At 66.6% G+C, this 22,477-nt stretch carries 24 protein-coding genes and 1 tRNA gene; 16 read left to right on the top strand and 9 right to left on the bottom strand.

Annotation, left to right across the window (positions count from 1 at the left end; translation table 11 throughout):
- Positions 1-129: 129 nt before the first annotated feature.
- Positions 130-206 (bottom strand) — tRNA-Pro (locus tag QYR03_RS07440).
- A 118-nt stretch (positions 207-324) separates the two neighbouring features.
- Positions 325-1,248 carry a metallophosphoesterase gene (locus QYR03_RS07435; protein WP_301712587.1) on the bottom strand — a complete coding sequence of 308 codons (924 nt, stop codon included), beginning with the start codon at positions 1,246-1,248 and terminating at the stop codon, positions 325-327.
- Positions 1,249-1,287: 39 nt separating this feature from the next.
- On the opposite strand from QYR03_RS07435, the gene QYR03_RS07430 reads away from it, so the two are divergent.
- On the top strand, positions 1,288-1,737 hold the full coding sequence (locus QYR03_RS07430; protein ID WP_301712586.1) for a GatB/YqeY domain-containing protein: 450 nt from the start codon (positions 1,288-1,290) through the stop codon (positions 1,735-1,737).
- On the opposite strand, the gene QYR03_RS07425 is transcribed toward QYR03_RS07430, so the two are convergent.
- Entirely contained in the window at positions 1,734-4,124 is a 2,391-nt protein-coding gene (locus QYR03_RS07425; RefSeq protein ID WP_301712585.1) for a penicillin-binding protein, read from the bottom strand. The two genes, QYR03_RS07430 and QYR03_RS07425, sit on opposite strands and share 4 nt — an antisense overlap.
- A gap of 248 nt (positions 4,125-4,372) precedes the next feature.
- Here QYR03_RS07425 and QYR03_RS07420 point away from each other — a divergent pair, with 248 nt between their 5' ends.
- The 4 genes from QYR03_RS07420 to QYR03_RS07405 all read left to right on the top strand — a co-directional run bounded on the left by QYR03_RS07420 (position 4,373) and on the right by QYR03_RS07405 (position 6,265).
- Positions 4,373-4,669, top strand: coding sequence for a WhiB family transcriptional regulator (locus QYR03_RS07420; RefSeq protein ID WP_301712628.1), 297 nt, complete (start codon positions 4,373-4,375; stop codon positions 4,667-4,669).
- A gap of 58 nt (positions 4,670-4,727) precedes the next feature.
- Positions 4,728-4,880: a DUF4177 domain-containing protein gene (locus tag QYR03_RS07415; RefSeq protein ID WP_087117007.1), complete on the top strand. Its 153-nt coding sequence runs from the start codon at positions 4,728-4,730 to the stop codon at positions 4,878-4,880.
- Positions 4,880-5,374, top strand: coding sequence for a RidA family protein (locus tag QYR03_RS07410; protein WP_259848991.1), 495 nt, complete (start codon positions 4,880-4,882; stop codon positions 5,372-5,374). The genes QYR03_RS07415 and QYR03_RS07410 overlap by 1 nt, the downstream gene beginning before the upstream one ends.
- 78 nt (positions 5,375-5,452) lie before the next feature.
- On the top strand, positions 5,453-6,265 hold the full coding sequence (locus QYR03_RS07405) for an MBL fold metallo-hydrolase (RefSeq protein WP_301712584.1): 813 nt from the start codon (positions 5,453-5,455) through the stop codon (positions 6,263-6,265).
- Between the two features lie 509 nt (positions 6,266-6,774).
- Here the strand turns inward: QYR03_RS07405 and QYR03_RS07400 are convergent.
- Together QYR03_RS07400 and glxR are read right to left on the bottom strand one after the other, a co-directional pair.
- Positions 6,775-7,941: an HNH endonuclease signature motif containing protein gene (locus tag QYR03_RS07400; RefSeq protein WP_301712583.1), complete on the bottom strand. Its 1,167-nt coding sequence runs from the start codon at positions 7,939-7,941 to the stop codon at positions 6,775-6,777.
- Between the two features lie 276 nt (positions 7,942-8,217).
- Positions 8,218-8,901, bottom strand: a complete 684-nt coding sequence (gene glxR, locus QYR03_RS07395; protein WP_259848985.1) for a CRP-like cAMP-activated global transcriptional regulator GlxR — start codon at positions 8,899-8,901, stop codon at positions 8,218-8,220.
- 252 nt (positions 8,902-9,153) lie between these two features.
- Here glxR and nth point away from each other — a divergent pair, with 252 nt between their 5' ends.
- The 4 genes from nth to QYR03_RS07375 are packed head-to-tail and all read left to right on the top strand — an operon-like array spanning position 9,154 to position 12,404.
- Complete coding sequence (gene nth / locus QYR03_RS07390) at positions 9,154-9,954, top strand: endonuclease III (RefSeq protein WP_301712582.1); 801 nt, start codon at positions 9,154-9,156, stop codon at positions 9,952-9,954.
- Positions 9,951-10,508: a TlpA disulfide reductase family protein gene (locus QYR03_RS07385; RefSeq protein ID WP_301712581.1), complete on the top strand. Its 558-nt coding sequence runs from the start codon at positions 9,951-9,953 to the stop codon at positions 10,506-10,508. Before nth ends, QYR03_RS07385 begins: the two co-directional genes overlap by 4 nt.
- On the top strand, positions 10,509-11,195 hold the full coding sequence (locus tag QYR03_RS07380) for a CoA pyrophosphatase (protein WP_301712580.1): 687 nt from the start codon (positions 10,509-10,511) through the stop codon (positions 11,193-11,195).
- Positions 11,196-11,222: 27 nt separating this feature from the next.
- Entirely contained in the window at positions 11,223-12,404 is a 1,182-nt protein-coding gene (locus tag QYR03_RS07375) for a MarP family serine protease (protein ID WP_301712579.1), read from the top strand.
- Here QYR03_RS07375 and QYR03_RS07370 read toward each other — a convergent pair.
- The 3 genes from QYR03_RS07370 to QYR03_RS07360 all read right to left on the bottom strand — a co-directional run bounded on the left by QYR03_RS07370 (position 12,401) and on the right by QYR03_RS07360 (position 14,892).
- On the bottom strand, positions 12,401-13,342 hold the full coding sequence (locus QYR03_RS07370) for an alpha/beta fold hydrolase (protein WP_301712578.1): 942 nt from the start codon (positions 13,340-13,342) through the stop codon (positions 12,401-12,403). The two genes, QYR03_RS07375 and QYR03_RS07370, sit on opposite strands and share 4 nt — an antisense overlap.
- A 91-nt stretch (positions 13,343-13,433) precedes the next feature.
- Complete coding sequence (locus QYR03_RS07365; RefSeq protein WP_259848979.1) at positions 13,434-14,000, bottom strand: phage holin family protein; 567 nt, start codon at positions 13,998-14,000, stop codon at positions 13,434-13,436.
- A 79-nt stretch (positions 14,001-14,079) separates the two neighbouring features.
- Positions 14,080-14,892, bottom strand: a complete 813-nt coding sequence (locus tag QYR03_RS07360) for an HAD family phosphatase (protein WP_259848978.1) — start codon at positions 14,890-14,892, stop codon at positions 14,080-14,082.
- Between the two features lie 314 nt (positions 14,893-15,206).
- On the opposite strand from QYR03_RS07360, the gene QYR03_RS07355 reads away from it, so the two are divergent.
- The 7 genes from QYR03_RS07355 (at position 15,207) to QYR03_RS07325 (ending at position 19,876) form a co-directional block, all read left to right on the top strand.
- Positions 15,207-16,304, top strand: a complete 1,098-nt coding sequence (locus tag QYR03_RS07355; protein WP_301712577.1) for a hypothetical protein — start codon at positions 15,207-15,209, stop codon at positions 16,302-16,304.
- Positions 16,297-17,439 carry a TadA family conjugal transfer-associated ATPase gene (locus tag QYR03_RS07350; RefSeq protein ID WP_301712576.1) on the top strand — a complete coding sequence of 381 codons (1,143 nt, stop codon included), beginning with the start codon at positions 16,297-16,299 and terminating at the stop codon, positions 17,437-17,439. The genes QYR03_RS07355 and QYR03_RS07350 overlap by 8 nt, the downstream gene beginning before the upstream one ends.
- Positions 17,436-18,221, top strand: coding sequence for a type II secretion system F family protein (locus QYR03_RS07345; RefSeq protein ID WP_301712575.1), 786 nt, complete (start codon positions 17,436-17,438; stop codon positions 18,219-18,221). Before QYR03_RS07350 ends, QYR03_RS07345 begins: the two co-directional genes overlap by 4 nt.
- Positions 18,218-18,823 (top strand): type II secretion system F family protein, encoded by a 606-nt coding sequence (locus QYR03_RS07340; RefSeq protein WP_301712574.1) that lies wholly within the window; start codon positions 18,218-18,220, stop codon positions 18,821-18,823. Before QYR03_RS07345 ends, QYR03_RS07340 begins: the two co-directional genes overlap by 4 nt.
- Positions 18,824-18,946: 123 nt before the next feature.
- Positions 18,947-19,192, top strand: coding sequence for a DUF4244 domain-containing protein (locus QYR03_RS11040; protein ID WP_301712573.1), 246 nt, complete (start codon positions 18,947-18,949; stop codon positions 19,190-19,192).
- Positions 19,193-19,202: 10 nt separating this feature from the next.
- A complete protein-coding gene (locus QYR03_RS07330) occupies positions 19,203-19,517 on the top strand; it encodes a hypothetical protein (RefSeq protein ID WP_301712572.1) in 315 nt (104 codons plus the stop codon).
- Entirely contained in the window at positions 19,514-19,876 is a 363-nt protein-coding gene (locus QYR03_RS07325) for an Rv3654c family TadE-like protein (protein WP_301712571.1), read from the top strand. Before QYR03_RS07330 ends, QYR03_RS07325 begins: the two co-directional genes overlap by 4 nt.
- 91 nt (positions 19,877-19,967) lie before the next feature.
- Here the strand turns inward: QYR03_RS07325 and QYR03_RS07320 are convergent, their stop codons facing one another.
- Positions 19,968-22,343 (bottom strand): DEAD/DEAH box helicase, encoded by a 2,376-nt coding sequence (locus QYR03_RS07320; RefSeq protein ID WP_301712570.1) that lies wholly within the window; start codon positions 22,341-22,343, stop codon positions 19,968-19,970.
- Positions 22,344-22,477 lie beyond the last annotated feature (134 nt).

Raw genomic sequence — 22,477 nt, 5'->3', positions numbered from 1 at the left:
AGCCGCAGACCTGCTCCCCGCTGGTCGTACTGTGAACACAGATCCCGACTAGCGGGGAGCTTCTGTATTGCGGTGCCTGGGCAGAACGACAAAAGTAGCCGCTGAAATCCAGCGGCTACTTTCTCAATTTGGTCGGGATAACAGGATTTGAACCTGCGACCTCTTCGTCCCGAACGAAGCGCGCTACCAAGCTGCGCCATATCCCGGTGCACTTAATGAGTACCCGGGATACTTTAGCCCACCGCCCCGCCAAGGCCAAAACGCCTGTTCGGAGTGGCTTCTGTGCGGTGGATCGGGCTCGGCTGCAATGGCGGTTCCGGCGGCTTAGCTATCCCGCGCAGTGAGCGTCAGCAGCGCCGCGGACGGGCGGCAGAAAATGCGCACGGGGGCGAATTTCGAGGTGCCCAGCCCGTTAGAGACTTCGAGCCACATGTCGCCGTAGCGGTGCAGACCGGAGGCGCGTTCGCGGTCGATGTCGGCGTTGGTGACCAGGGCGCGTTCGCCGGGTAGGCAGATCTGCCCGCCGTGGGTGTGGCCGGCCAGGGTGAGGGCGTAGCCGTCGGCGGCGAACCGGTCGAGGACGCGCCGGTAGGGGGCGTGGGTGACACCGAGGGCGAGGTCCGCGTCGGGGTTGGGGGCGCCCGCGACAGAGTCGTAGTCGTCGAGGTCGTGGTGCGCGTCGTCGGTGCCGGTGACCGCAAGCCGCAGCCCGCCCACCTTGAACTCGAGGCGCTGGTGCGTGGCATCGCGCCAGCCGCGCTCGATGAACGCGGCGCGCATGCCTTTCCACGGCAGGTCGACGTAGCTGGGTTCGCGTTTCTGGTCGAGCAGGTATTTCACCGGGTTGACGAGACGGGGTGCCCAGTAGTCGTTGGTTCCGAACACGAAGACACCGGGCCGGTCGAGCAGAGGGCCTAAGGCGGCGAGGACATCGGGGACGGCGCGGGCATCGGAAAGATTGTCGCCGGTGTTGACCACCAGGTCGGGGTTCAGGGCGTCGAGGGCGGAGACCCACGCAATCTTGGTGTTCTGCCCCGGGATCATGTGCAGGTCGGCGACGTGGAGGATCGTGAACGGCTCGGCGCCCTCCGGCAGGATGGGCAGTTCGTAGCGCTTCAAGCGGAATTTGGTGAGCTCGCTGACGCCGTGCGCGAAGGTCGCTGCGCCGAGGGCGGCGGTCGCCCCGGCAGTGATGCCGAGACGCTTTAGAAAGCGCGCACCGCGGGTGGTGTCCTGTTTTGTCGTCATTGCTCCGAGGGTACCGGCACCCGCGCTACGCTCGTGGACATGAGTGACTTGAAGAACCAGATCCGCGCCGACCTCAAAGAAGCAATGAAGGCGAAAGAAAAGGAACGCACGGGCACGATCCGCATGCTGCTCGCCGCCATCCAATCCGAGGAGACGGAGGGCACGAAGCATGAGCTCACGGATGAGGAAGTGCTGAAGGTCATCGCCCGCGAGATCAAGAAGCGCCGCGAGTCCGCGCAGGTGTACGCCGACAACGACCGCCAAGAGCTTGCCGACGCTGAACTCGCGGAAGTCGCGGTCCTCGAGGGTTACCAGCCGAAACAGCTTGACGACACCGAGCTTGCCGAGCTTGTCGATGCCGCGATCTCCCAGACCGGCGCCACCTCCATGAAGGAGATGGGCCAGGTCATGAAGGTGGCCACCGAGAAGGCCGCCGGCCGCGCGGACGGCAAGCGTCTGTCCGCCGCGGTCAAGGAGCGCCTGGGCTAACCGAAGAGGTTCGCCAGCTCGTCGGCGAGCTGCCCCAAATCGACCTCAGCGGGGGCCGGCTCGTCCGCCGCGGACGCCCCCGTGGTGGGGGAGGGGGAAGAGGTTGAGGGGCGCGTCGATACGCGTGCCTTCGTGCCGTCGGACACGACGAGCGTGATGGTCGAACCGGGCCCCGCGTCGTCCGCCGAACGGGTGTCCACCACCTCGTCGCGCGGTGCGTTCTTGCCCGATGTCGTGGTCTCGCGGACCTTGAACCCCGCCTCCTCGAGCATCGACCGCGCCTCATCCTTCTTCATGCCCACCGCACGTTTGAGCAGTTCATCGCGCGCCTTCGGGTCGAATAGCGGGCTCGGCGCCGGAAGGCCAGCATCCTCCGCACCCGGCATCCGTTTCGCCATGCGGAACCACGACTCCGCCGCCTCCTGGCCGCCGAACAGCGAGCCCTCCGAGCACTGGCGCACCGGGCCCGTGCACAGCGGGGTCGTTTGAGTGCCGTCGTTGTAGATGTACGTCGCGGCGGCGAACTTCTTGTTGAAGCCCAAGAACGCCGACGACTGGTGCGACTCCGTCGTACCCGTCTTCGCGGCGACAGCACCGTGCCACCCCGCCGAGTTCGCGGCCTTCTTCGCGGTGCCCGAAACGGCGTCCTCCGCCATGCCCCCGGCGAGACCCGCGGCGAGCTCTGGCTCCACCGCCTGTTCGCAATCCGGGCGGTCGATCGCGACTTCGTCGCCGTAACGGTCCACGATGCTCTTGATGGGATTCGGTTCGCACCATTTACCGTCCGAAGCGAGTGTCGCCGCCACGTTGGACAGCTCGAGCGGGTTCACCGCCGTCGGGCCGAGCGTGAAGGAACCGAGGTTGTGCTGGCGGAAATAGTCCGCGACGGAATTCTCCTCGTCGAACGTGCCCTGCTCCTCGTACGAGCGCAGGCCCAGGCGAACGGCCATATCCACCGTCGGTTCCACACCCACGGCCTCGATGAGCTTCACGAACGGCGTGTTCGGCGACTTCGCCAAAGCTTCGCGCATTGTCATCTCGCCCGGGTACCTCCCGGCGTTTTCCACGCAGTACGCCCCTGACGGGCAGTTCTTCGCGCCGCCTTCACCCATGCCGTAGACCACGGCACGGTCCGGCACTTCCAGCTTCGACTCGAGGTTGTAGCCGTTTTCCAGGGCTGCCGCCGCGGTGAAAATCTTGAACACCGAGCCGGCGCCGTTGCCCACCATCGAGGAAGCCTGCGGGAGAACCGTCTGGCTTTCGTCCAAGTCGAGGCCGTAGTCGCGTGACGACGTCATCGCCAAAATATCGTGGCTCTCCTGCCCCGGCTGGATCACGTTGATCACTTCGGCGACACCGGTCTGTCCCGTGTTCACGGCGCTCGTCGCCGCTTCGTGGGCGGCTGCCTGCACCTTCGGGTCGAGGGTGGTGGTGATGGTGTAGCCGCCGTGCTCGATCTCCTCTGTGCTCAGCCCTTTGTCGGCGAGGTACTTCAGCGCGTAGTCGCACAGGAAACCCGCGTCGCCCGCTGTGATGCAGCCGCGGGGGAGCAGCGACGGCTCGTCGAGCACGCCCAGCGGTTCGTCGGCGTACTTGTCTGCGTCGGCCTGGCTTAGATAGCCCGTTCCTACCATGGCCTGCAGCACCGTGTTGCGGCGCTCCTTCGCGCCGTCCGGGTTCGTGTACGGATTCAGCATTTCCGAGGACTGCAGCATGCCCACGAGCAGCGCCGACTGCGGCACTGTCAGTTCCGCGGCCGACGTGTCGAAATAGGTGCGCGCCGCCGCCTCGATGCCGTAGGCGTGGTTGCCGAAGGAGACCAGGTTCAAATAGCGCGCCAGGATCTCCTCCTTGGACAGCTGCTTGTCCAAGGAGGAGGCCATGCGCATCTCGCGTAGCTTGCGCGGCACCGATTGCTCGACGGCCGCCGACTGCTCCTCGGTCGTGTCGGCGTTGACAAGGAGCAGGTAGTTCTTCACGTACTGCTGGTCGATCGTCGAGGCGCCTTCTTCCACGCCGCCGGCCAAGACGTTCCTCACCATAGCGCGGGCGAAGCCTTGCATATCGACGCCATCATGCTCGTAGAACCTGCGGTCCTCGATAGAGACCAGGGCGTCCTTCGCCGACTGGGCGATCTCGTTGGGCTCCACTTCGTAGCGGCGCTGGGCGTAGATCCACGCCATCGGGTCGCCGTTAACGTCCGTGATCGTGGTGACACCCGGAGCCGTCCCGTCCGTCAGGTCGGACAAATTGGACTGCATCGTGTTATCGACGCGCGTCACCGCGGCCCCTCCAATACCCGCTGCGGGGGCGAGGCACAGGGCGATGCCGAGACCCGCGGCGATGAGGCCGAGGAGCAGTTTTCCCAGGGAACTTAGCGCAGACACCTCTCTTACACTACGGCCTTGAATCCGTCAGGGGAATCACCACCTACCCCCGCACGTGTGATCTATTCGACAAAAACAAGTGCGCGTGAATACACTTACATAGGAACAGCTTGGTGATTGAAGCCCTGCTGATAACGGACAGATATAAAGCCCGGAAGGAGACTGTGGTGACCGCAACGATCAGCAACCGCGCACTGGAAAACGCCAACCCAGCCCTACGAGCAGGGCAGCAGGTACGCCAGCGTTCCATTGCCGATTCCGAGAGGTCTTTCGAGCGCGGTGAGTGGGTGACCATGGCGGTCTGCCGTTCCGGCGACCCCGACGCACTGTTCGTCCGCGGTGCTGAGCAGCGCAAGGCCGCAGCGATTTGCCGCCGCTGCCCCGTCCAAATGGAATGCCGTGCCGATGCCCTGGACAACAAGGTCGAATTCGGCGTCTGGGGTGGCCTGACCGAGCGCCAGCGCCGCGCAGTCCTGCGCAAGAACCCGCACGTGACCGACTGGGCTGAGCACCTTGCAGAAGGCCGGGAGATCATCGGGCTCTAAGCGCCCCGCCCGGCCGGTAACGCCTGGGGCCAGTGCTCCGGGCTGTAGGGTGGTGCCCATGAAGAAATGGGAATACGCCACCGTTCCGCTGCTCACGCACGCCACCAAGCAGATCCTCGACACCTGGGGTGAAGACGGCTGGGAGCTCGTCGCCGTTACCCCCGGCCCGAACCCGGAGAACGTCGTCGCCTACATGAAGCGGGAGCTCTAATGGCCGCGAACACCCCCGCGAATATCAAGGCGCGTCTCGACGAGCTCGGCATCCAGCTCCCCCAAGTCGCCGCGCCCGTCGCCGCGTACGTGCCCGCAACCCAGGTGGGCAACCAGGTATGGACCTCAGGCCAGCTCCCCTTCGCCGACGGTGAACTACCCGCCACCGGCAAAGTCGGGGCAGAGGTGTCCGCCGAGGACGCCTACGGCTACGCCCGCACCGCAGCACTCAACGCGCTCGCCGCTGTCGACGATGCTGTCGGCCTGGACAACGTCACCCGCGTGGTCAAGATCGTCGGCTACGTGGCTTCGGCACCGGACTTCGGGAGACAGCCGAGCGTCGTCAACGGCGCATCGGAGCTCATCGGCGACATCTTCGGCGAGGCGGGCGCCCACGTCCGCAGCGCCGTCGGCGTGGCGGTCCTCCCTCTGGATTCGCCGGTGGAAGTGGAGCTGATTGTGGAGGTCGAGGGCGTCGATAAGCGCCCCGCGTAATGCCCGCGTAAAGAACGTGATCGCCGTAACCTGCCGAGAAATGGCTGTTACACGGTGATTGACGGTAGGGTTGGGGGCATGCAGCATCCTGCCTACAGTCAACTGCGTCCTGTCACCCCCAACGCCGCCGTCGTGCTGGCGCCGAATCCCAGCTACGCCGCGCTGGAGGGAACGAACTCGTGGGTCATCCGCGACCCCGAAGACGAGTTCAGCATCGTCATCGACCCGGGCCCGGAGGATGAAGGCCACCTCAACGTTCTGCAGGCCGCCGCGGACAAGGTGGCGCTCGTGCTGTTGACACACCGCCACCACGACCACGCTGACGGTGCCCAGCGATTCCGCCAGCTTACCGGCGTGCAGGTCCGTGCATTCGACGAGCGCTACTGCATCGGCGGTGAGCCCCTCGAAGACGGCGAGATCATCTCCGTCGACGGCGTCACCCCGCGCATCAAGGTCGTGCACACGCCTGGCCACACTCGCGATTCCGTGTGCTTCTACATCTACCCCGGCGACCCGGAGACGACGGAGCTCGAAGGCATTGTCACCGGCGACACCATTGCTGGCCGCCACACCACCATGATTTCGGAGACCGACGGCGACCTCGGCGCGTACCTCGAATCCCTCGCGGAGCTCGAGGAAGAGGGCGCCGGCATCAAGCTGCTGCCCGGCCACGGCCCCGAAGGTGAGGATCTTGCAGAGTTCGCCCGAAAATACATCGACCGCCGAAATTACCGACTCGACCAGATCCGCCAGGTGCGCGAGGAACGCGGCACGGACCTGAGCATCAACGAGCTTGTCGACGCGATGTATGACGATGTCGACCCCGTCCTCCGCGGCGCCGCCGAGCAGTCCACCCGCGTCGCACTGCGTTACCTCGACGGCAAGAACTAAGCTTCGACGCTTATCGACGGGCCCCTTCCCCAAGGTGCCCGTCTTTCCTTTCATATACTGCCGTATATACGGCTTATATATTGCGCGCATGGTCGATCCTGCCTCCCGGCTTTCCAGTAATCGCGAACCCGATGCTGAGCGGGGGTCCGACGCGATTCCGGGGTCAGCCATCGGCCCGGAGTCTCTCCCACGCAGGTATCGGATCTGTGCCCATTGCTCCAAAGGAATCACCCATCCAATTTTTCGATGGGCTACTTTTCAGGGAGCGCTTTGGGCTACTTTCCAAAGAGCGCTGACAATCCGGCCGGATTTTTGCCCAGTGTTTTCGGGCGTGGTTGATCGGCGGTCCTGCGTGGTGTTTCGCGGGATCGCCGTATCAGCAGTCGAGTAGTCGGGTACGCCCCAGCATCAGAGACGCGCCAGTGTCGGGTTCGTCCCAGCAGCCAGGCATGTGTCTGCAATCGGGTGCGTGTCTGCAGGCAAGGAGTCCGGCTGTGCCGGGATGGTGCTTATGGTCCTGCTTGTGTCCCGAAGAGCTGTTTCATTGCCCCGTAGGGGTGGCGGTTATTCGCCACTGGTGTGCCCCTGGGCGATACCCAGGTCGGTGTTCCGGCCCTGATCTCAATCCGGCCCCTAGTCCTCTTGCCCGGGTCATCGTCGTTGGTGCGGTTGTGGTACCTGCACAGCACCGACAGGTTATCCATATTCGTCAACCCACCCCGCGACCAGGCAGTGACATGGTGGACCTCGCAGTTATCCGCCGCGTGCCGGCAGCCTGGTACCGGGCAGGTGGTGAGCACCATCCGGGCTAGATCCCGCTGCTTGGCATTGGCCAAGCGCTTGGTGTCATACAGGTTCACTGCACCTGCCTGTGGGTGGAACACCGCCACTTCCAAGGTGGTGCCGTGAAACCGCGCTAAATACTGCGCCCCGGTCATCGTGGTGCCATCGGATAACCCCAGCACCACATCATCACCGTCACCGGCAAGGATCCTGGTGTACTCATCGAGCGGGATGAGCACCACCGGGCGTGGCACCGCCGCGGCCACACCACCACCAGCACCAGAACCACCAGCACCGGCACCGGCACGGTCGCCGTTGTTGTTGGTGGTGTGGATCAGGTTGACGAACGCGTCATACATCTGGCCTGCCACCGGCCTATCTGGGCGCAGATCACGCCGCAAGGCGAATTCCACCGCTGCTATAACGTGTTCATCCCCGGTCACCGTCATCGTGCGGGTGCCTTTGAAAGACCCGGTGAACCGCACACCCAGTGCAGGGGCACCACGCCCACCATCACCGCCCCCGTCGCTGTCACTGTCGCCGTGGTTGGGGAGGATGTCGGCGGCTTTGCGCTTCAAGGTGTCGTAAGTACCACGCACCGACAACAACGCCAGACGCAACCCCCACTTACCGGCATCATCAGCAACGCCACGTACACAGGACTCGATGAAGACTAACTGGTCCAACGACTTCGATGTTTCGCGTGCCAGGCGCACCGCGTGGCGTTGCTTGCGGGTAAACCGCGTCGGCCCGAAATACACCCTCGCCAAACGGGCCCACCTGCGTACCGTGACCGGGTTGATGCCGGCACGCACCGCCACCTGACGGTCGAACCCCGCCAAGACCCCCATCGGGGAAGACACAGAAGCGATGAAAGCGTCGAAATCGTTCATGACCCCGAGCATAAAAACAACCCCGACACCACAAAACACCCCCAACCCACACCTGTGGATAACTCCCTCTTATCCAGATGCCTCGGCACCATCACCACCCACATCAGGGCGATGACATGCGAAAAGAACCGGTTCCACGAAAAGCGACAAAACTGCGGAATCGGCGGCGGACGCGGCGGCCGAAGCTGCCGGAAGCGGGCTGAGCGAACGCCAGGTGAGCGGGAATGCGAAAACCGCCCCGGAGAACGGAGGGGCGGCGTGAAAGAGCGGTAGGAACTAGCGTGCGCGGCGCGCGAGGTGCTCGGTGTCTACAATGACGACAGACTTGCCCTCGAGGCGGATCCAGCCGCGCTGGGCGAAGGTGGCAAGGGCCTTGTTGACGGTCTCGCGGGATGCGCCGACGAGCTGGGCGATCTCTTCCTGGGTGAGGTCGTGGTTGACGCGAAGACCGGAGCCTTCCTGGGTGCCGAAGCGGTTGGCCAGCTGCAGGAGGGTCTTGGCGACGCGGCCGGGGACGTCGGTGAAGATGAGGTCCGCGAGCGAGGCGTTGGTGCGGCGCAGGCGGCGGGCGAGGACGCGCAGCAGCTGCTGGGAGATCTCCGGGTGGTCGTTGATCCAGGTGCGGAGCATCTCGGAGTCCATGGTGGCGGCTTGGACTTCGGTGACGCACACGGCGGAGGAGGTGCGCGGACCCGGGTCGAAGATGGACAATTCGCCGAACATGTCGGAGGGGCCCATGACGGACAGGAGGTTCTCGCGGCCGTCGGGGGCGTGGCGGGCGAGCTTCACTTTGCCTTCGACGATGATGTAGAGGGTATCGCCGGGTTCGCCTTCGTCGAAGATGGTTGTGCCGCGTGGGAACGACTCGGTCTGCATCTGTGAGATCAGGTTGATCACGGCATCGGGGTCGACGCCTTGGAAGATTCCTGCGCGGGCTAGTGTCTCCTGCACGCTTTGCATCGAAGCTCCTTGTCGTTCGCGGTCTCTGTGGAGTTGGTCACCGGCGCGTCAACTCGCGGGCCAAGTCACACCTGCCAACACTATCATTTCGCCGGTGGTGTGCCCGGCATTTGCCATAGGCGAATTTTTATTGCTCGGTGTGAACAACCGCGATCTCGAGGCGTTCCATGGCGACGAGGAAGACAGCGAGGAACGCGGGCGCAAGTAGCGCGAGGAGAATGCTGAGCATGGTGTCTAAGTATAGTTAACGCCATGTCTGTTTCTGCTTCGACGACGCCTGTGCGGTTCCGTCGTCCGGGTTCGCACCCGGCTGCGCGGGGGACGGAAACGGAGTTGGGACGTGTGCGCCGTGCGCGCCGAGTGAACCGGACGTTGGCGGCGATGTTTCCGGATGCGCATGCTGAGCTCGACTTTTCGACGCCGCTCGAGTTGCTCATGGCCACGATGCTCAGCGCGCAAACGACGGATGTGCGGGTCAACCAAGTCACGCCGACGCTTTTCGCGCGCTTTACGACGGCCGCGGACTACGCCGCGGCGGACCCCGCCGAGCTGGAGAGCATCATCAAGCCGGTCGGGTTTTACCGTGCGAAAGCGGGGCACCTGAAGGGCATCGGGGAGATGCTGGTGGCCAAGTACGACGGCGAAGTGCCGGTGGCGATTGAGGACCTGGTGAAGTTGCCGGGGGTGGGTCGCAAGACGGCGCATGTCGTGAGGGGGAATGCGTTCGGGCTGCCGGGGTTGACCGTCGATACGCATTTCCAGCGTTTGGTGCGCCGCCTGGGTTTGACGGATGAAAAGGATCCTGTGGCGATTGAACGGGCTATCGGCCAGTTGATCGAGAAGCGCGAGTGGACGATGTTTTCCCACCGGATCATTTTCTGTGGCCGCCGGGTCTGCCATGCGCGGAAGGCGGCGTGCGGGGCGTGCCCGTTGGCGTACGACTGTCCGTCGTTCGGGCAAGCGGGTCCGGTCGAGTGGGCGGACGCGGAGAAGCTGGTCACGGGGCCGGAACGGGAGCATATTCTGTCCATGATGGGGGAGGGCCGCGAGTGACGAAGCAGGCCTGGCTGAGCGTTGCCGCCCTGGTGGCGGTGACGGTGCTGGTGGTCGCGGCGGCGGTGTCGCTGCTGCGTCCCGCCGATGCTCCTGATGGGGGAGAACAACCCCAGCAGAGCCACGCTGCGGTCCCGGCGCGGCCGGACTGCCCGGGCGGCGCCGTCGGGGGAGTGGAGCTGCCGTGCCTCGGGGGCGCGGACAGCGGGCGCCCGGACAACGAGATCACCGTGGTCAATGTGTGGGCATGGTGGTGCGAACCCTGCCGGGAGGAGTTGCCGGCTCTCGACGAATTCGCCCGGGAGCACCCCGAGTACACGGTTGTGGGCGTCCACGCGGACACGAACGCGGCGAATGGAGCGGCCCTGCTCAACGATCTGGGGGTGGGTCTTCCCAGCTACCAGGACGACGACAATTCTTTCGCGGGCACGCACGGTCTGCCGGGGGTCGTGCCGGTCACAGTGGTGTTCCGGGGAGATGAGAAGGTGGGGGTTGTGGGGAAGGCTTTTTCGTCGTCAAGCGAAATTGTGGGCGCCGTGGAGGGGTTGTTGTAGATGGCGCTGTGGCTGAACGGGCTGGTGGGGGTGCTGTCGGCGCCGGGTAACGCGAGGCTGGTGAACAAGATGCAGGGGCATATGCGGTTGGCGTCGCGGAAATCGCGTCGGTCCGCGGTGCTGATGTGCTTCACGGGGGATGCTGATGCGCGCGAGCTGCCCGACGACGCGCAGATCCTGCTCACCCACCGCGCGCCGACTTTGCGGAACCACTCGGGCCAGATGGCGTTTCCCGGCGGGCGGCTTGAGCCGGAGGACGCAGGCCCGGTCGAGGCCGCCTTGCGCGAAGCCCACGAGGAGACCGGGCTGGAACCTGCCCGCGTGACAACGCTGGCCGTGCTCGAAGACATCGCTGTCGGCCCCTCCGGCCACCCGGTGAACCCGGTGCTGGCGTATGCGCAGGACCCGGGGGAAGTGTGGTGCGCCAGCCCGGAGGAGAACGACGACGTCTTCTTCGTCGATCTCGCCCAGCTCATCGACCCGGACAACCGTTACCGCGTCGCGCGGCTGGGATGGTCGGGCCCGGCTTTCGACGTCGACGGCTACCTCGTGTGGGGTTTCACCGCCTCCCTGCTCGCGGTGATGATCCGCGAGGCCGGCTGGGAAGAGCCGTGGGAGCACAAGGACGCGGTGGATCTGCGGAAAGCGCTGGGGGAGTCGCGCAACGGCGAGGGACACGGGTTTTAGCCCGCTGCCCGGCTAGGGTAGCCTTCCGTGACTGCTCTCATCGTCGATCTCGTACTCGTGGTGCTCTTCTGCGCCGCGGTCGCGGGCGGTTGGCGGCAGGGAGCTTTTTCGGCGTGTTTCGCGGCGGTGGGGGCATCCGCTGGCCTGGTCGTGGGGCTCGTTGCGGCAGGACTGCTGGTGCGGGTGTCGGACACGACGAGCCTCCGGCTGCTGCTTCTGCTGGCCACGGTGGTGACGTTCGTCGGGGTGGGCAACATCGTCGGCGCGGCCATCGGGGCGACGTTGCGGGACCGGCTGCGTTCGAAGTCGACGCGGCGGTGGGATTCCGCAGTCGGCTCTCTGGTGCAGCTGCTGCTGGCGGCAGTGGTGGTGTGGCTGGTCGCAGTTCCTGTCGCGGCGAATGTTGGCGGTCCGGCGGGTAGTGCGGTCCGTGGTTCGCGTATTCTCGCCGCGATCGACAGCGTGGTTCCGGAGTGGGGAAACAAGGTGCCGCAGCACATGGCCAGGCTCATCGATGTCACCGGTCTTCCCCCGTTGGTGTCCCCGTTCCAGGGCGGCGCCGAAGTGGATGCGCCGGACCCCACGAGCATTGATCCCGGTGTTGTCGAGGAGGTGCGCCCCAGTATTGTGCACGTGCTGGGCGACTCGGAGAGTTGCCGCCGCCGGTTGTCGGGTTCCGGTTTCGTGTCGGCGCCGGACTACGTGATCACCAACGCCCACGTGGTCGCGGGCACGGAGACGGTTGAGCTGGACACTGTGCTGGGACTGAAACGGGTGACGGTGGTGCTCTACGACCCGGAGGCGGATATCGCGGTGCTGCACGTGCCGAATCTGGGCATCGACCCACTGCCTACTGCGCCGGGCACCGCGCGCAGCGGCGACGACGCGATGGTGATGGGTTTTCCCGGTAACGGGCCGTTCGCAGTGTCCGCGGTGCGCGTGCGGGAACGCCTGAATATCTCGGGGCCGGACATTTACGCGACGGGACGCACCGAGCGCGAGGCGTTCACCCTGCGCGGCAGCATCCGCCAGGGCAATTCGGGAGGGCCGCTGCTGTCGCCCTCGGGGGAGGTGCTGGGCGTCGTCTTCGGAACGGCAGTCGACGGCACCGACACCGGCTACGCCCTCACGGTCCGTCAAATGGAGAAGGTCGTGGGGGACTATGTGGGGCTCACCGAACCGGTGGACACCCGCGAGTGCGTGGCTTAACGCAGAAAAGCGGCGAGCGTATCGACGAACCCCGCCGCATCCTCCACATGCGGCACATTCTTCGTTCCGGGGACGTGGAGAACAGTCAGGCCGGATGCGGCCGCGGGGGTTAAGCGGCGTCGGGTCCGGGCGTCGATGCGGTCCCAGACGGACTGGTGGGGGTGGATGAGGAGGACGGGGGCGTCGATAAGCGTGCCCGTTCCTTTCTGTTTGTGCGCTGTGAGCAGGCGCGTGTTGCGGATGATGCCGCGCAGGGCGTTGTCGATGCGCGCGGCTTGAATGCGCAGGCTCAGTGCATCGTCGAATTCGGGTGTGTCGGCGAAACCGGGGGCGGTGTTGAGGACGAGTTCGCGCCGCCAGACTCGCGGGATAAGGGGCGTGCACGCGAGCAGAAGTCCGGTGGGCAGGCGACCCACCGCGAGGCGGACCAGCATGAACATCAATTCCCAGGGCCGGGACCGCACGTGTGCGCGCAGGTCTGCGGGATGCGCCGCGGAAACGGAGACGAGACTCGCGGTACGCTCCGGGTGCGTCGCCGCGTACACCCAGGCCACGGCCCCGCCAGTGTCGTGCCCGACGAGGTGAGCGCGGTCGTGGCCGAGTGCGGTGATCACCCCGTCGATGTCCCCGACGGCGATGAGCATGTCGTCGCCGGCGCGCGCCGGGGGCTTGTCCGACATCCCGTAGCCGCGCATGTCCACCGCCGCGGCATGGAAACCCAGCTCCGCCAACGGCCCGATGACGTGCCGGTAGTCCAGCCACGCCCCGAAGGTGCCGTGGAGTAGCAGCACGAGCGGGTCGGCAGGGTCGCCCGCCACCGTCGCATGCAGGCGGATGCCTCGGGTGTGGAGCCACACATGCTCGAAGGGGCCGTCCACAGCCACCGTTTTCGGCGACACGGGCTGACGGTTGCGCGCGCGCTTCGTGCTGCTGGTCATGGTGCCACCGATTCTGGCATGAAAAAGCGCCCGGGGACACTGCCCGCCGGGCGCTTGGGCGCACGCCGTCCGCGTGCTGGACGCTACGGACCTACTTGACTGCCGTGGAACCGTTCGCTGCGTGGCCACCCGGAACCGTCGTGCCGGTGCCGTAGGAGGTGTACAGCTCCGAGGTGTCCTTGGTCAGGTTCTTCTGGGCCTGGCCCGGGACGAGGTTCTTCAGCTCGTTGACGGACTCGATGGTCTTCTCCGGCTTGCTCATTGCCTTGAAGCGCTTGACGCCGATCAGGGCGAGGATGCCGGCAATGATGAGCATCAACAGGAAGACGATGCCGAAGCCCCAGGCGTCGTTCGTCCAGATGGCGATCAGCTTGGCCAGGAAGAAGAAAAAGAAGAAGGAGGAAAACGCCGCCACGACACCTGCGGCACCGAGCAGGCCGCCGCCGACAGCCGCTTTCTTGGCTTCGCCGACAACCTCGGTCTTCGCCAGCTCAATTTCGCTGCGGACCAGGCTGGACATCTGCTCGGTAGCGTTGGACACGAGGGTGCCCAGGGAGTCGCTGCCCGGCTGCGTCACGTCCGTGTCGCGGAGCGGGATGGAGTCGACCTTTGCCTTGTAGCTGGTCGACCCGCTGGTGTACAGACCCTTGTCGCTCATTTCTCAACCTTCCTCGGGGCGCACCGGCTCTTCCGGTGTGTAGTCAGTTCAAACCGATCTTATAGTAACGCACAGCACATTATGAGGTGGTGCCGCCGCGGCCGCGCTGTGCCAACCAGATGCCGAAGCCGGTCAGGGCGGTCACGGTGACGACGACACCGGCGCCGATGCCGATCTCTTTCGCGCCGGGCGGGTTGAAGAGGGGCTCGGGGTTTTTGAAGCTGCGCATCTCCCAGCCGTTTTCCGTGGCGTGCTTTTTCAACCCGCGTTCAGGGTTGACAGCGACGGGGTGTCCGACGAGGGAGAGCATCGGGACATCGGTGAGCGAATCCGAGTACGCATAGCTGGAGGCAAGGTCGTAGCCGCGCTTATCGACGAGCTCCCTCATCGCCTCCGCCTTCTGCTCCCCCTTGAGGTAGCGGGTGATGGCGCCGGTGAGTTTGCCGTCGATAACTTCGACCTCGGTGGCGACGATGGTGTCGATGCCCAGTTCTTCCGCGATCGGTTCCACCAGGAGTGATGCCGAGGCCGAGAGGATCACGACGTCGTGGCCGCGCTCGCGGTGCCACTCGATGAGCTCGCGCGCCTCCCGGTAGATTGCGGGGGTCACCACCGTGTTCATGGTGTCCGCGACGACGGTGCGCACGTCGGCGACGGGCCATCCGGCCACCATGTCGGCGAGGCGGTCGCGCGTGGCGTCCATCTTCGAGCTGGACTGGCCGTTGAGCATGTAGGATGTCTTGGTCAAGAACAGCTCGAGAGCTTCGGTGCGCGTGATCATGCCACTGTCGAGGAACCCGCGGCCGAATGCGAAGGCCGAGGATGTGGCGATGATCGTTTTATCCAGGTCGAAAAACGCCGCCACGCGGTTTTCAGCGCCCGAATCTGTCATGGGGGATAGTTTACGCCCGTGGTCAAGGTCGGCGGTCGAACGAATATTTGAAGTTCGGCGCGGGTCGCCGTTGTGTTCGGTTGCCGGGGTGTGCCATAATTATGCCCGCACGGCCCCGATATACAGTGCGGCCGGCCCCGGCCCTCCTACCCCCCCCTTGTGGCCGGGTTACGGCGGCCCGCGCACCCCCCGATAGCGCGGGCCGCCCCTTATTTTCCACAGTTTTTTGGTGACGCGTCCCGTAAAACCGGGGTTATCCACAGTTGCGCGGAGGGGACCTTGAGCAGCCGTGGGAGCTGGGCGATGGTGAAGCCATGACCAGCGAAACAGCACCGATTCTCATCGCCGTCGACGACGCGCTCCTGCACCCTGAAGCCACTCACCTAGCGGCGGCGACGGGGCGCCCGCTCATCGATTCGCGGGGGCCCGATGATCTTGTCCGCCATTATGCCCGGGCATTCGCCGTGCTTATCGACCGCGCCCGTGCCCCCGACCTCGACTCCCTTCCCCCGCGTGAGGGCATCTTTTTCGTGAGTGGCGATGCCGACCCGGCGGCGGCCCCTGAGGACACCTTCATTCTTCCCGCCCACGCCGCGGACCTGCTCAAGGCGCTGGGAAAGCTGGCGCTCGCGAGCTCCCAGGGGGCGGGGCAGACACGGGAGCCGCGGTCGGGAAGGAGCGTGGTCGGCCGCCGAGCCGCGTCGCCGACCGTCGGGGCTGTCCTGACGTTCGTGGGTGCCGCCGGCGGGGCCGGCACGTCGACGCTGGCTGCGGCGGTGGCTCGGACGGCGTCGACAGACATGGAACCGGTGGTGGTGGATGCCCACCGCTATTCCGGCGGTCTGGACTTGCTGTTCGGCGTGGAAGAGGAAGTGGGTGCGCGGTGGGGTGAGATCGACATTGGTGAGGGCTCCGTCGACAGAGCCCAGCTGCGCAAGGCACTGCCGCGGACTTCTGACGGAATCGCGGTGCTCACTGGGCCGCGGACAAAAGTGACTGTCTCCACGGCCGGTGCCGCTGCCGCGGGACTGACCGGTGAAGTCGACCGCGTGACCACGGTGCTCGGCGCCGCGGGACTGACCGTGGTGGATGCCCCGCCGGATGCGTTGCCGAACAGGTGCGACCATGCCTTCGTCGTCGTCCCGGCAGAAGTGCGGGCGGCGGCAGCGGCAGCGCTGATCTGCGCGGAATGCCGCGCGGCGGACACCCCGGTCTCATTGGTCCTGCGACACCGTGGGTGGTCGGGGTTGAGCGCGCGGGAAGTGGAACGCGTCGCGGGAGCGGACGTCATCGCGGAGGTCAAACATCTGCCGCGGCTCGTCCGCGGCACCGAGGTTCACGGACTTCCAGTCCGGCTCCCCCGCGCGTTAGCCGCCGCCGCGGAGGCTGTCTTGGAGGTGGCCAATGGATAGGGCATCCATCTTGGCGAAGGTTCAGCGGCGCCTCGCCGACTCCCCGCAGGAGCACAGTCCGGCGCAGCTGGCGGCACTCATCCGCGAGGAAGCGGTGGTGATCAGCGATCTCGACGTCCTCGACATCATGCGGACGCTGCGCGACGAGACCGTCGGCATCGGCCCACTCGAGCAGGTCCTCGCCATCGACGGTGTCACGGATATCTGCGTCAACGGGCCCGACGACATTTTCTTCGACCGCGGCCGCGGCCTGGAGCGCGCGAGCCTCACCCTGGTCGGGGAGGCGGAGGTCCGGCGCTTGGCCACCCGTCTGGCCAGTAGTTGCGGGTGCCGCCTGGACGATGCTCGCCCCTTCGCCGACGGGCATATTCCGCGCGACGACGGCACTGTTCTCCGCTTCCACGCCATCCTTTCCCCCACCGCCAATTGCGGCACGTGCATGTCCCTGCGCGTGCTGCGGAACAAGACAGCCACGCTGGACCAGATCCAGGCCTCAGGGGGCGTGGATGGGGAAAGGGCGGGGGTGCTTAGGGGGATCGTCGAGAAGCGGAAAGCTTTCCTCGTCGTCGGCGGAACCGGGACGGGAAAGACGACCTTGCTCGCCGCGATGCTGGCGGAGGTCGCCGCGCACGAGCGCATCGTGGCGATCGAGGACACCGTCGAGCTCACGCCCGCGCACCCGCACGTGGTGAACCTGACGTCGCGCGGCGCGAATGCGGAGGGTGCTGGCGAGATCACCATCTCCGACCTGCTGCGACAGGCGCTGCGCATGCGGCCCGACCGGATCGTGGTGGGGGAGATCCGCGGCGCCGAAGTCGTCGACTTGCTCGCCGCGCTGAACACCGGGCACGACGGCGGCGCGGGCACCGTGCACGCGAATTCGATCGAGGAAGTCCCCGCCCGCCTCGAGGCTCTTGCCGTGCTCGGCGGGCTCGGCCGTGAGGCGCTGCATTCGCAGCTCGCCGCCGCCGTCGATGCCGTGGTGGTCATGCGGCGCGGCGCGGACGGCAAACGGCGTGTCCACCAGATCGGCGTGCTCGACGGAAACCCCGTGACTCCCCACGTCGTGTGGGACGCCGACACCGGTCCGCGCGAGGGATACAGCGAGCTCAAAGACGAACTGGGGCTGCCATGACACTCTTCCTTCTCGCCGCCGCTGCCGCCGTCGCGCCCGCCCACCCCGCGCGGCGCGTCGGGAACCTGGCGCCCGGTCGTTCGCGTAGCCTCGCTTCACTGCTTCCGGCTCTGCCTGTTGTTTCCGCCACGGCTGTGCCTCTGATCTTGGCTGCCGACCGCATGCTCGTCGTCCTCGCGGCATGCGTGGCGGGCGCGACGGCCGCGCATAGCGTTGTACGCTCCCGCCGGGCGAAAGCCGCCACTGCGCGCATGGAGACCACCGCTGCCTACCTCGGTCATCTTGTCGCCGCGGTGCGCGCCGGATCCACCGTCGCGGACGCGTGCGCGCGTGCCGTCGGCCAGCTTCCCGACGGCGCCCCCGCCGACCTTGTTCGTGACCTTGAACGCGCCGCCGCCCACGCCCGCCGCGGCGGGACCGGTGCGGCCGCACTCGCCGACTCCTCCTCCGCTGAACTCCGCGGCGCGGCGAGCCTCTGGCTCCTGTCGGCCCGCCTCGGCATCCCCATGGCGGACCTTCTGGACAGCGCCCGCTCCCGCATCGACAACGCCCTGCGTCACCGCCACGCCACCTCGGCGGCGCTCGCCGGGCCGCGGGCCACCGCCGTTGTCCTGTCCGTCCTGCCTCTGGCCGGAATCCTCATGGGGCAGGCCATGGGTGCGCGGCCGGTGGCGCTGCTCACCGGCGGCGGGCTCGGCAGTATGCTCCTGCTCGCCGGAACGGTGCTGGTCTGCGCCGGGTTCCACACCTCCCAATTCATCATCGGGAGGGCCGCCGGATGACCGGATTCGCTACCGCCGTGCTGCTCGGTGCCGCCCTCGCCGTGCCTCCCGCCCCGGTCGCCGGGCGTTTCACCCCGCCGGCCGGCGGCCGCGGCGCCGCCGGCTCCAAGACCCCGCGCGACGGTCCACCGGACCGGCACCGGATCGCCAGCGACATCGAGCTGTTCGCCGCCTGTTTCCGCGCCGGGTTGCCTGTCCCCGTCGCTGCCGAGGCAGTGGCCGACAGCTACGGTGCCCCGGGCGCACCGGGGGAGGATGCGGCCTCACCGCTCGCCGAGAAATGGCGCCGCGTGGTTGCTTTCCACCACCTCGGCGTCGAACCGGAACGCGCCTGGTCCGCCATGGACGGGGTGCCCGGGTGCGGGGAGCTCGCGTCGCTCGTCGCGTTGTCCCACGCATCCGGTTCCGCCGTTGCCGACGGGTGCGACCGCCTCGCGGCAACACTCCGCGAGGAAGCCGCCGACGACGCGACCGCAGCCGCCGAACGCGCAGGGGTCCTGATCAGCATTCCGCTCGCCGCCTTCTTCCTCCCGGCCTTCTTCGTCCTCGGGCTTGCACCCGTGGTCATCGGTCTGGGCTCGCAGATGTTCGGCGGGCAATGAGGGGAGGGAACACAACCACAACCGCAGCAATCACTCGACCACCATTTAGCGACCAAACAGACCGACAGCCGGAATAGGCCAACAGGCCGACAAGCACACGCATTCACACAAGGAGAAAACACAATGACCGCAGCAATCACGAACACCACTGAGTCCATCAACGAGAAGATCACCCGCCTCTACATCGAAGCTGCCGCGCGTGCGGCGCGTCTGGGCAGGGACGACGGGATGTCGACCATCGAATACGCCATGGGGAGCCTGGCCGCGGCGGCGCTTGCCGCGGTGCTCTACATGGTCATCAACGGTAACGGGGTGGTGGACGCGATCGAGGGGATCATCACCGACGCGCTGTCGAACAAGCCGTCCTAGGGAGAACGTCATGTCACGGCGCATTCCGCTTATCGACGACCGCGGCTCCGTCACCATCGAAGCCGCTCTCGCCCTGGCTGTTCTGGTCACGGTGGCGGCGGCGATCGTGGCGGGGATCGCGACGTTGGGTGCGTATATCGCGGCGGTGGACATCGCCGGTGCGGCCGCTCGGTCGCACGCCATCGGCGTGCCGTACGAACCGCCGCGCGATGGCGTAACCGTCACCGTTTCGGAGTCCGCCGGGGTGGTGCGGGTGACCGCGCAGGTCCCGGCACCGGTGCGCGCGATGAGCGCCACCGCCGCGTTCCCCGTGGAGGCACCGTGACAACCGCAGCGCGTTCCTGGCTCGTCCGGCGAGCTCGGCGAACCCGCTGCGGGTCCGACTGCGGCTACGCCACCATCGCGTCGGCAGGCATCATCGCCGCAGTGGTGGCGTTGGCCCTGGTCGTCGCGGCGTTGGTGAGCAGAACGGCGGACACGCACCGCGCGCAGGTCGCCGCTGACCTCGCCGCGGTCGCCGGGGCGACTGCCGTGTACGCCGGTTCTGACGCATGCTCAACGGCGCGGCAGACCGCGGAGCTCAACGGGGCGGAGCTTGGTCAGTGCGCCATTACCGGGGCAGACGTCGTAGTTTCCGCCACCGTGGGGAAGTCAGAAGCGGTTGCCAAAGCAGGACCGATCTAGACAAAACCGGGGCTGACTTAAGAAACCGACTGGAGGGATGACCTCCGGCAGTCACGGGCGCGGCAGGAGCACCGGCGAAGGCGGAGCCGATCTAGGAAGCTCCGGTGTCCGCTCCGGCAGTCATGGTCACCAGTGCGCCGAGGAGCTTCAGCGCTCCGGCCTTGTCTAGGGGCTGGTTGCCGTTCCCGCATTTCGGCGACTGCACGCACGAGGGGCAGCCGGCAGCGCAGCCGCAGGACTTCACTGCCTCGAACGTGGCGGAGATCCACTCGTGGAAGCGGTCGTAGCCCTCGTCGGCGAAGCCGGCGCCGCCGGGGTGGCCGTCGTAGACGAACACGGTCGGCAGCATGGTTTCGGGGTGCAGGGCGGTGGACACCCCACCGATATCCCACCTGTCGCAGGTGGCCAACAGGGGCAGCAGGCCGATGGCGGCGTGCTCGGCGGCGTGCAGGGTGCCGGGGGTGTCGCCGGCGGTCACCCCCATCTTCTCCAGGGCCAACGGGTCGATGGTGTAGGCGACGGCGCGGGTGAGAAGCTTCTGCTCGGGCAGGTCGAGGGGGATGTGCTCGGAGGTGGTGCCGTCGGCGAGTGTGACCACGTAGCCCGTGACGCGGTCCGTGACCTCGACGTCGACGCTGGCCACCCACAGTCCGGGCGACGGGTTCCAGCGGGCGTGGGCCTCGCCGATAATTGCGATGTCGGTCGTCGAGCGTGCGGTGGTGCTGTAATCGGGCACTTCCGGGTGCGCGAGCGCGACGTAGTTGTCCAGGTCGAGTTCGTCGGTGATGAAGTACTCGCCTTGGTGGATGTACACGGCACCGTCGTGGACCTGCGACATCGCGCGCGCGGAATCGACGGTGCCGAGCAGGCGGCCGTCTGTCGCGTCGACGATCATGACCTGCTCGCCGGTCCCGCCGCGCAACGATACCGAGCCGTGGGCGGTCTCCGGCGAGATCGGCCCCGTGAGCTGGGGGACCGCGAACCAGCCGCGCGCACGCTTGCGCAGCAGACCGTCAGCTTCCAGCTTGTCGACGACATCCCCCGCCCCCAGCTCCTCCATATCCGCCTCCGTGAGCGGTTTCTCCACGGCGGCGCAGTAGACATGACCACGGAGAATATACGGGTTGGCGGGGTCGAAAACGCTGTTCTCCACCGCTTTGTCCAATAGAGCTTCGGGGTGGTGGACCAGGTAGGTGTCCATGGGCTCGTCGCGGGCGATCATGACCACTAGCGACGACTGCCCGCGGCGCCCCGCCCGGCCGGCCTGTTGCCGGAACGATGCGACGGTGCCCGGGAACCCGGCCATGACCACCGCGTCCAAGCCGCCGACATCGATGCCCAGCTCCAGCGCATTCGTCGTGGCCATGCCCAGCAGGTCGCCGTTGTCCAGGGCACGCTCGAGCGCCCGCCGGTCCTCGGCGAGGTAGCCCGCCCGGTAGGAGGCGATTCGGCGGGCGAAATCGGCGCGCCCGGCTGCCACGAGATCTTCGGAGGCGCGCATCGCAACGGTCTCGCTGGCGCGCCGGGACCTCACGAAGGTCAACGTCCGGGCACCCGCCGCGACGAGGTCCGCCATCATCGCCCCCGCCTCGGTGGTGGCGGCGCGGCGCACCGGTGCCCCGTTCTCGCCCTCGGCGCCCTCGATGAAGCCGGGCTCCCACAAGGCGAAGGTGCGCTCGCCGGTGGGTGCCCCGTCCTCCGTCACGGCGGTCACCTCCCGTCCGCACAGCCTCGCCGCGTGCGCCGCCGGGTCCGCCGCGGTGGCGGAGGCGAATATGAATGTGGGGCGCGCCCCGTAGGCTCGCGCGATGCGGTCGAGGCGGCGCAGCACCAGCGCCACATTCGCCCCGAACACCCCGCGGTAGGTGTGGCATTCGTCCACCACCACGTATTTCAGGTGGCGCATGAACCGCGCCCACCGCACGTGGGAGGACAAGATGCCGGCGTGCAGCATATCGGGGTTGGTGAAGGCGAAGCGGGTGGTTTCCCTGATCGTCGACCGCGCCTCGGTGGGGGTGTCGCCGTCGTAGGGCGTCGGGTTGATGCCTTTCGGGCCGCTCAACCGGGGGTGGCCTTTGATCAGGTTGCTCACCGCCAACAGCTGGTCGGACCCCAGGGCCTTGGTGGGGGTGATGTACAAAGCGCACGCAGTGGGGTCGTCCGCGAGCGTGCTCAGCACGGGTAGCTGGTAGCCCAGGGACTTGCCTGACGACGTGCCTGTCGCCACCACGACGTCCCGGCCTTCCCAGGCCAAGTCGGCGCATTGGCGCTGGTGGATGTAGAGGTGGGGGATGGAGGCGTCGATAAGCGTGTTCTTTAAGTCTTCGTCGACCCAGTCCGGCCACGGTGCCGTCCGCGAGAGCTGCGCGGCGACAGTGCGCACATGCGTGAGCGTTCCCGACGGGAGAGCGCGGGCGAGGCCGTCGATGAGCTCATCGGCGAAACCGCCGGATCCGCTGTGCGGCATGCGATCTCCCTCCCCGCGTAAATTAAGTCCGACGTAAAAGCATAAATCATGGCAAGATAATCAGTGGTCGCAGATTTTGTGTGCGCCTTTCACGGGGTGCTCGCGAGTTTTGCCAGCACGACCGCGAACAACCG

It is taken from the genome of Corynebacterium sp. P4-C1, from assembly GCF_030503595.1.
Lineage (GTDB): Bacteria > Actinomycetota > Actinomycetes > Mycobacteriales > Mycobacteriaceae > Corynebacterium.
This window is presented reverse-complemented; position numbering and strand designations above follow the sequence as displayed.

What these genes read in the sequence shown, in the direction of transcription:
- QYR03_RS07435 (WP_301712587.1), bottom strand. Translation starts at nt 1,248, where the DNA reads ATGACGACAAAACAGGACACCACCCGCGGTGCGCGCTTTCTAAAGCGT.
- QYR03_RS07430 (WP_301712586.1), top strand. Translation starts at nt 1,288, where the DNA reads ATGAGTGACTTGAAGAACCAGATCCGCGCCGACCTCAAAGAAGCAATG.
- QYR03_RS07415 (WP_087117007.1), top strand. Translation starts at nt 4,728, where the DNA reads ATGAAGAAATGGGAATACGCCACCGTTCCGCTGCTCACGCACGCCACC.
- QYR03_RS07410 (WP_259848991.1), top strand. Translation starts at nt 4,880, where the DNA reads ATGGCCGCGAACACCCCCGCGAATATCAAGGCGCGTCTCGACGAGCTC.
- QYR03_RS07405 (WP_301712584.1), top strand. Translation starts at nt 5,453, where the DNA reads ATGCAGCATCCTGCCTACAGTCAACTGCGTCCTGTCACCCCCAACGCC.
- QYR03_RS07400 (WP_301712583.1), bottom strand. Translation starts at nt 7,941, where the DNA reads ATGAACGATTTCGACGCTTTCATCGCTTCTGTGTCTTCCCCGATGGGG.
- glxR (WP_259848985.1), bottom strand. Translation starts at nt 8,901, where the DNA reads ATGCAAAGCGTGCAGGAGACACTAGCCCGCGCAGGAATCTTCCAAGGC.
- nth (WP_301712582.1), top strand. Translation starts at nt 9,154, where the DNA reads ATGTCTGTTTCTGCTTCGACGACGCCTGTGCGGTTCCGTCGTCCGGGT.
- QYR03_RS07380 (WP_301712580.1), top strand. Translation starts at nt 10,509, where the DNA reads ATGGCGCTGTGGCTGAACGGGCTGGTGGGGGTGCTGTCGGCGCCGGGT.
- QYR03_RS07370 (WP_301712578.1), bottom strand. Translation starts at nt 13,342, where the DNA reads ATGACCAGCAGCACGAAGCGCGCGCGCAACCGTCAGCCCGTGTCGCCG.
- QYR03_RS07365 (WP_259848979.1), bottom strand. Translation starts at nt 14,000, where the DNA reads ATGAGCGACAAGGGTCTGTACACCAGCGGGTCGACCAGCTACAAGGCA.
- QYR03_RS07360 (WP_259848978.1), bottom strand. Translation starts at nt 14,892, where the DNA reads ATGACAGATTCGGGCGCTGAAAACCGCGTGGCGGCGTTTTTCGACCTG.
- QYR03_RS07355 (WP_301712577.1), top strand. Translation starts at nt 15,207, where the DNA reads ATGACCAGCGAAACAGCACCGATTCTCATCGCCGTCGACGACGCGCTC.
- QYR03_RS07350 (WP_301712576.1), top strand. Translation starts at nt 16,297, where the DNA reads ATGGATAGGGCATCCATCTTGGCGAAGGTTCAGCGGCGCCTCGCCGAC.
- QYR03_RS07345 (WP_301712575.1), top strand. Translation starts at nt 17,436, where the DNA reads ATGACACTCTTCCTTCTCGCCGCCGCTGCCGCCGTCGCGCCCGCCCAC.
- QYR03_RS07340 (WP_301712574.1), top strand. Translation starts at nt 18,218, where the DNA reads ATGACCGGATTCGCTACCGCCGTGCTGCTCGGTGCCGCCCTCGCCGTG.
- QYR03_RS11040 (WP_301712573.1), top strand. Translation starts at nt 18,947, where the DNA reads ATGACCGCAGCAATCACGAACACCACTGAGTCCATCAACGAGAAGATC.
- QYR03_RS07330 (WP_301712572.1), top strand. Translation starts at nt 19,203, where the DNA reads ATGTCACGGCGCATTCCGCTTATCGACGACCGCGGCTCCGTCACCATC.
- QYR03_RS07320 (WP_301712570.1), bottom strand. Translation starts at nt 22,343, where the DNA reads ATGCCGCACAGCGGATCCGGCGGTTTCGCCGATGAGCTCATCGACGGC.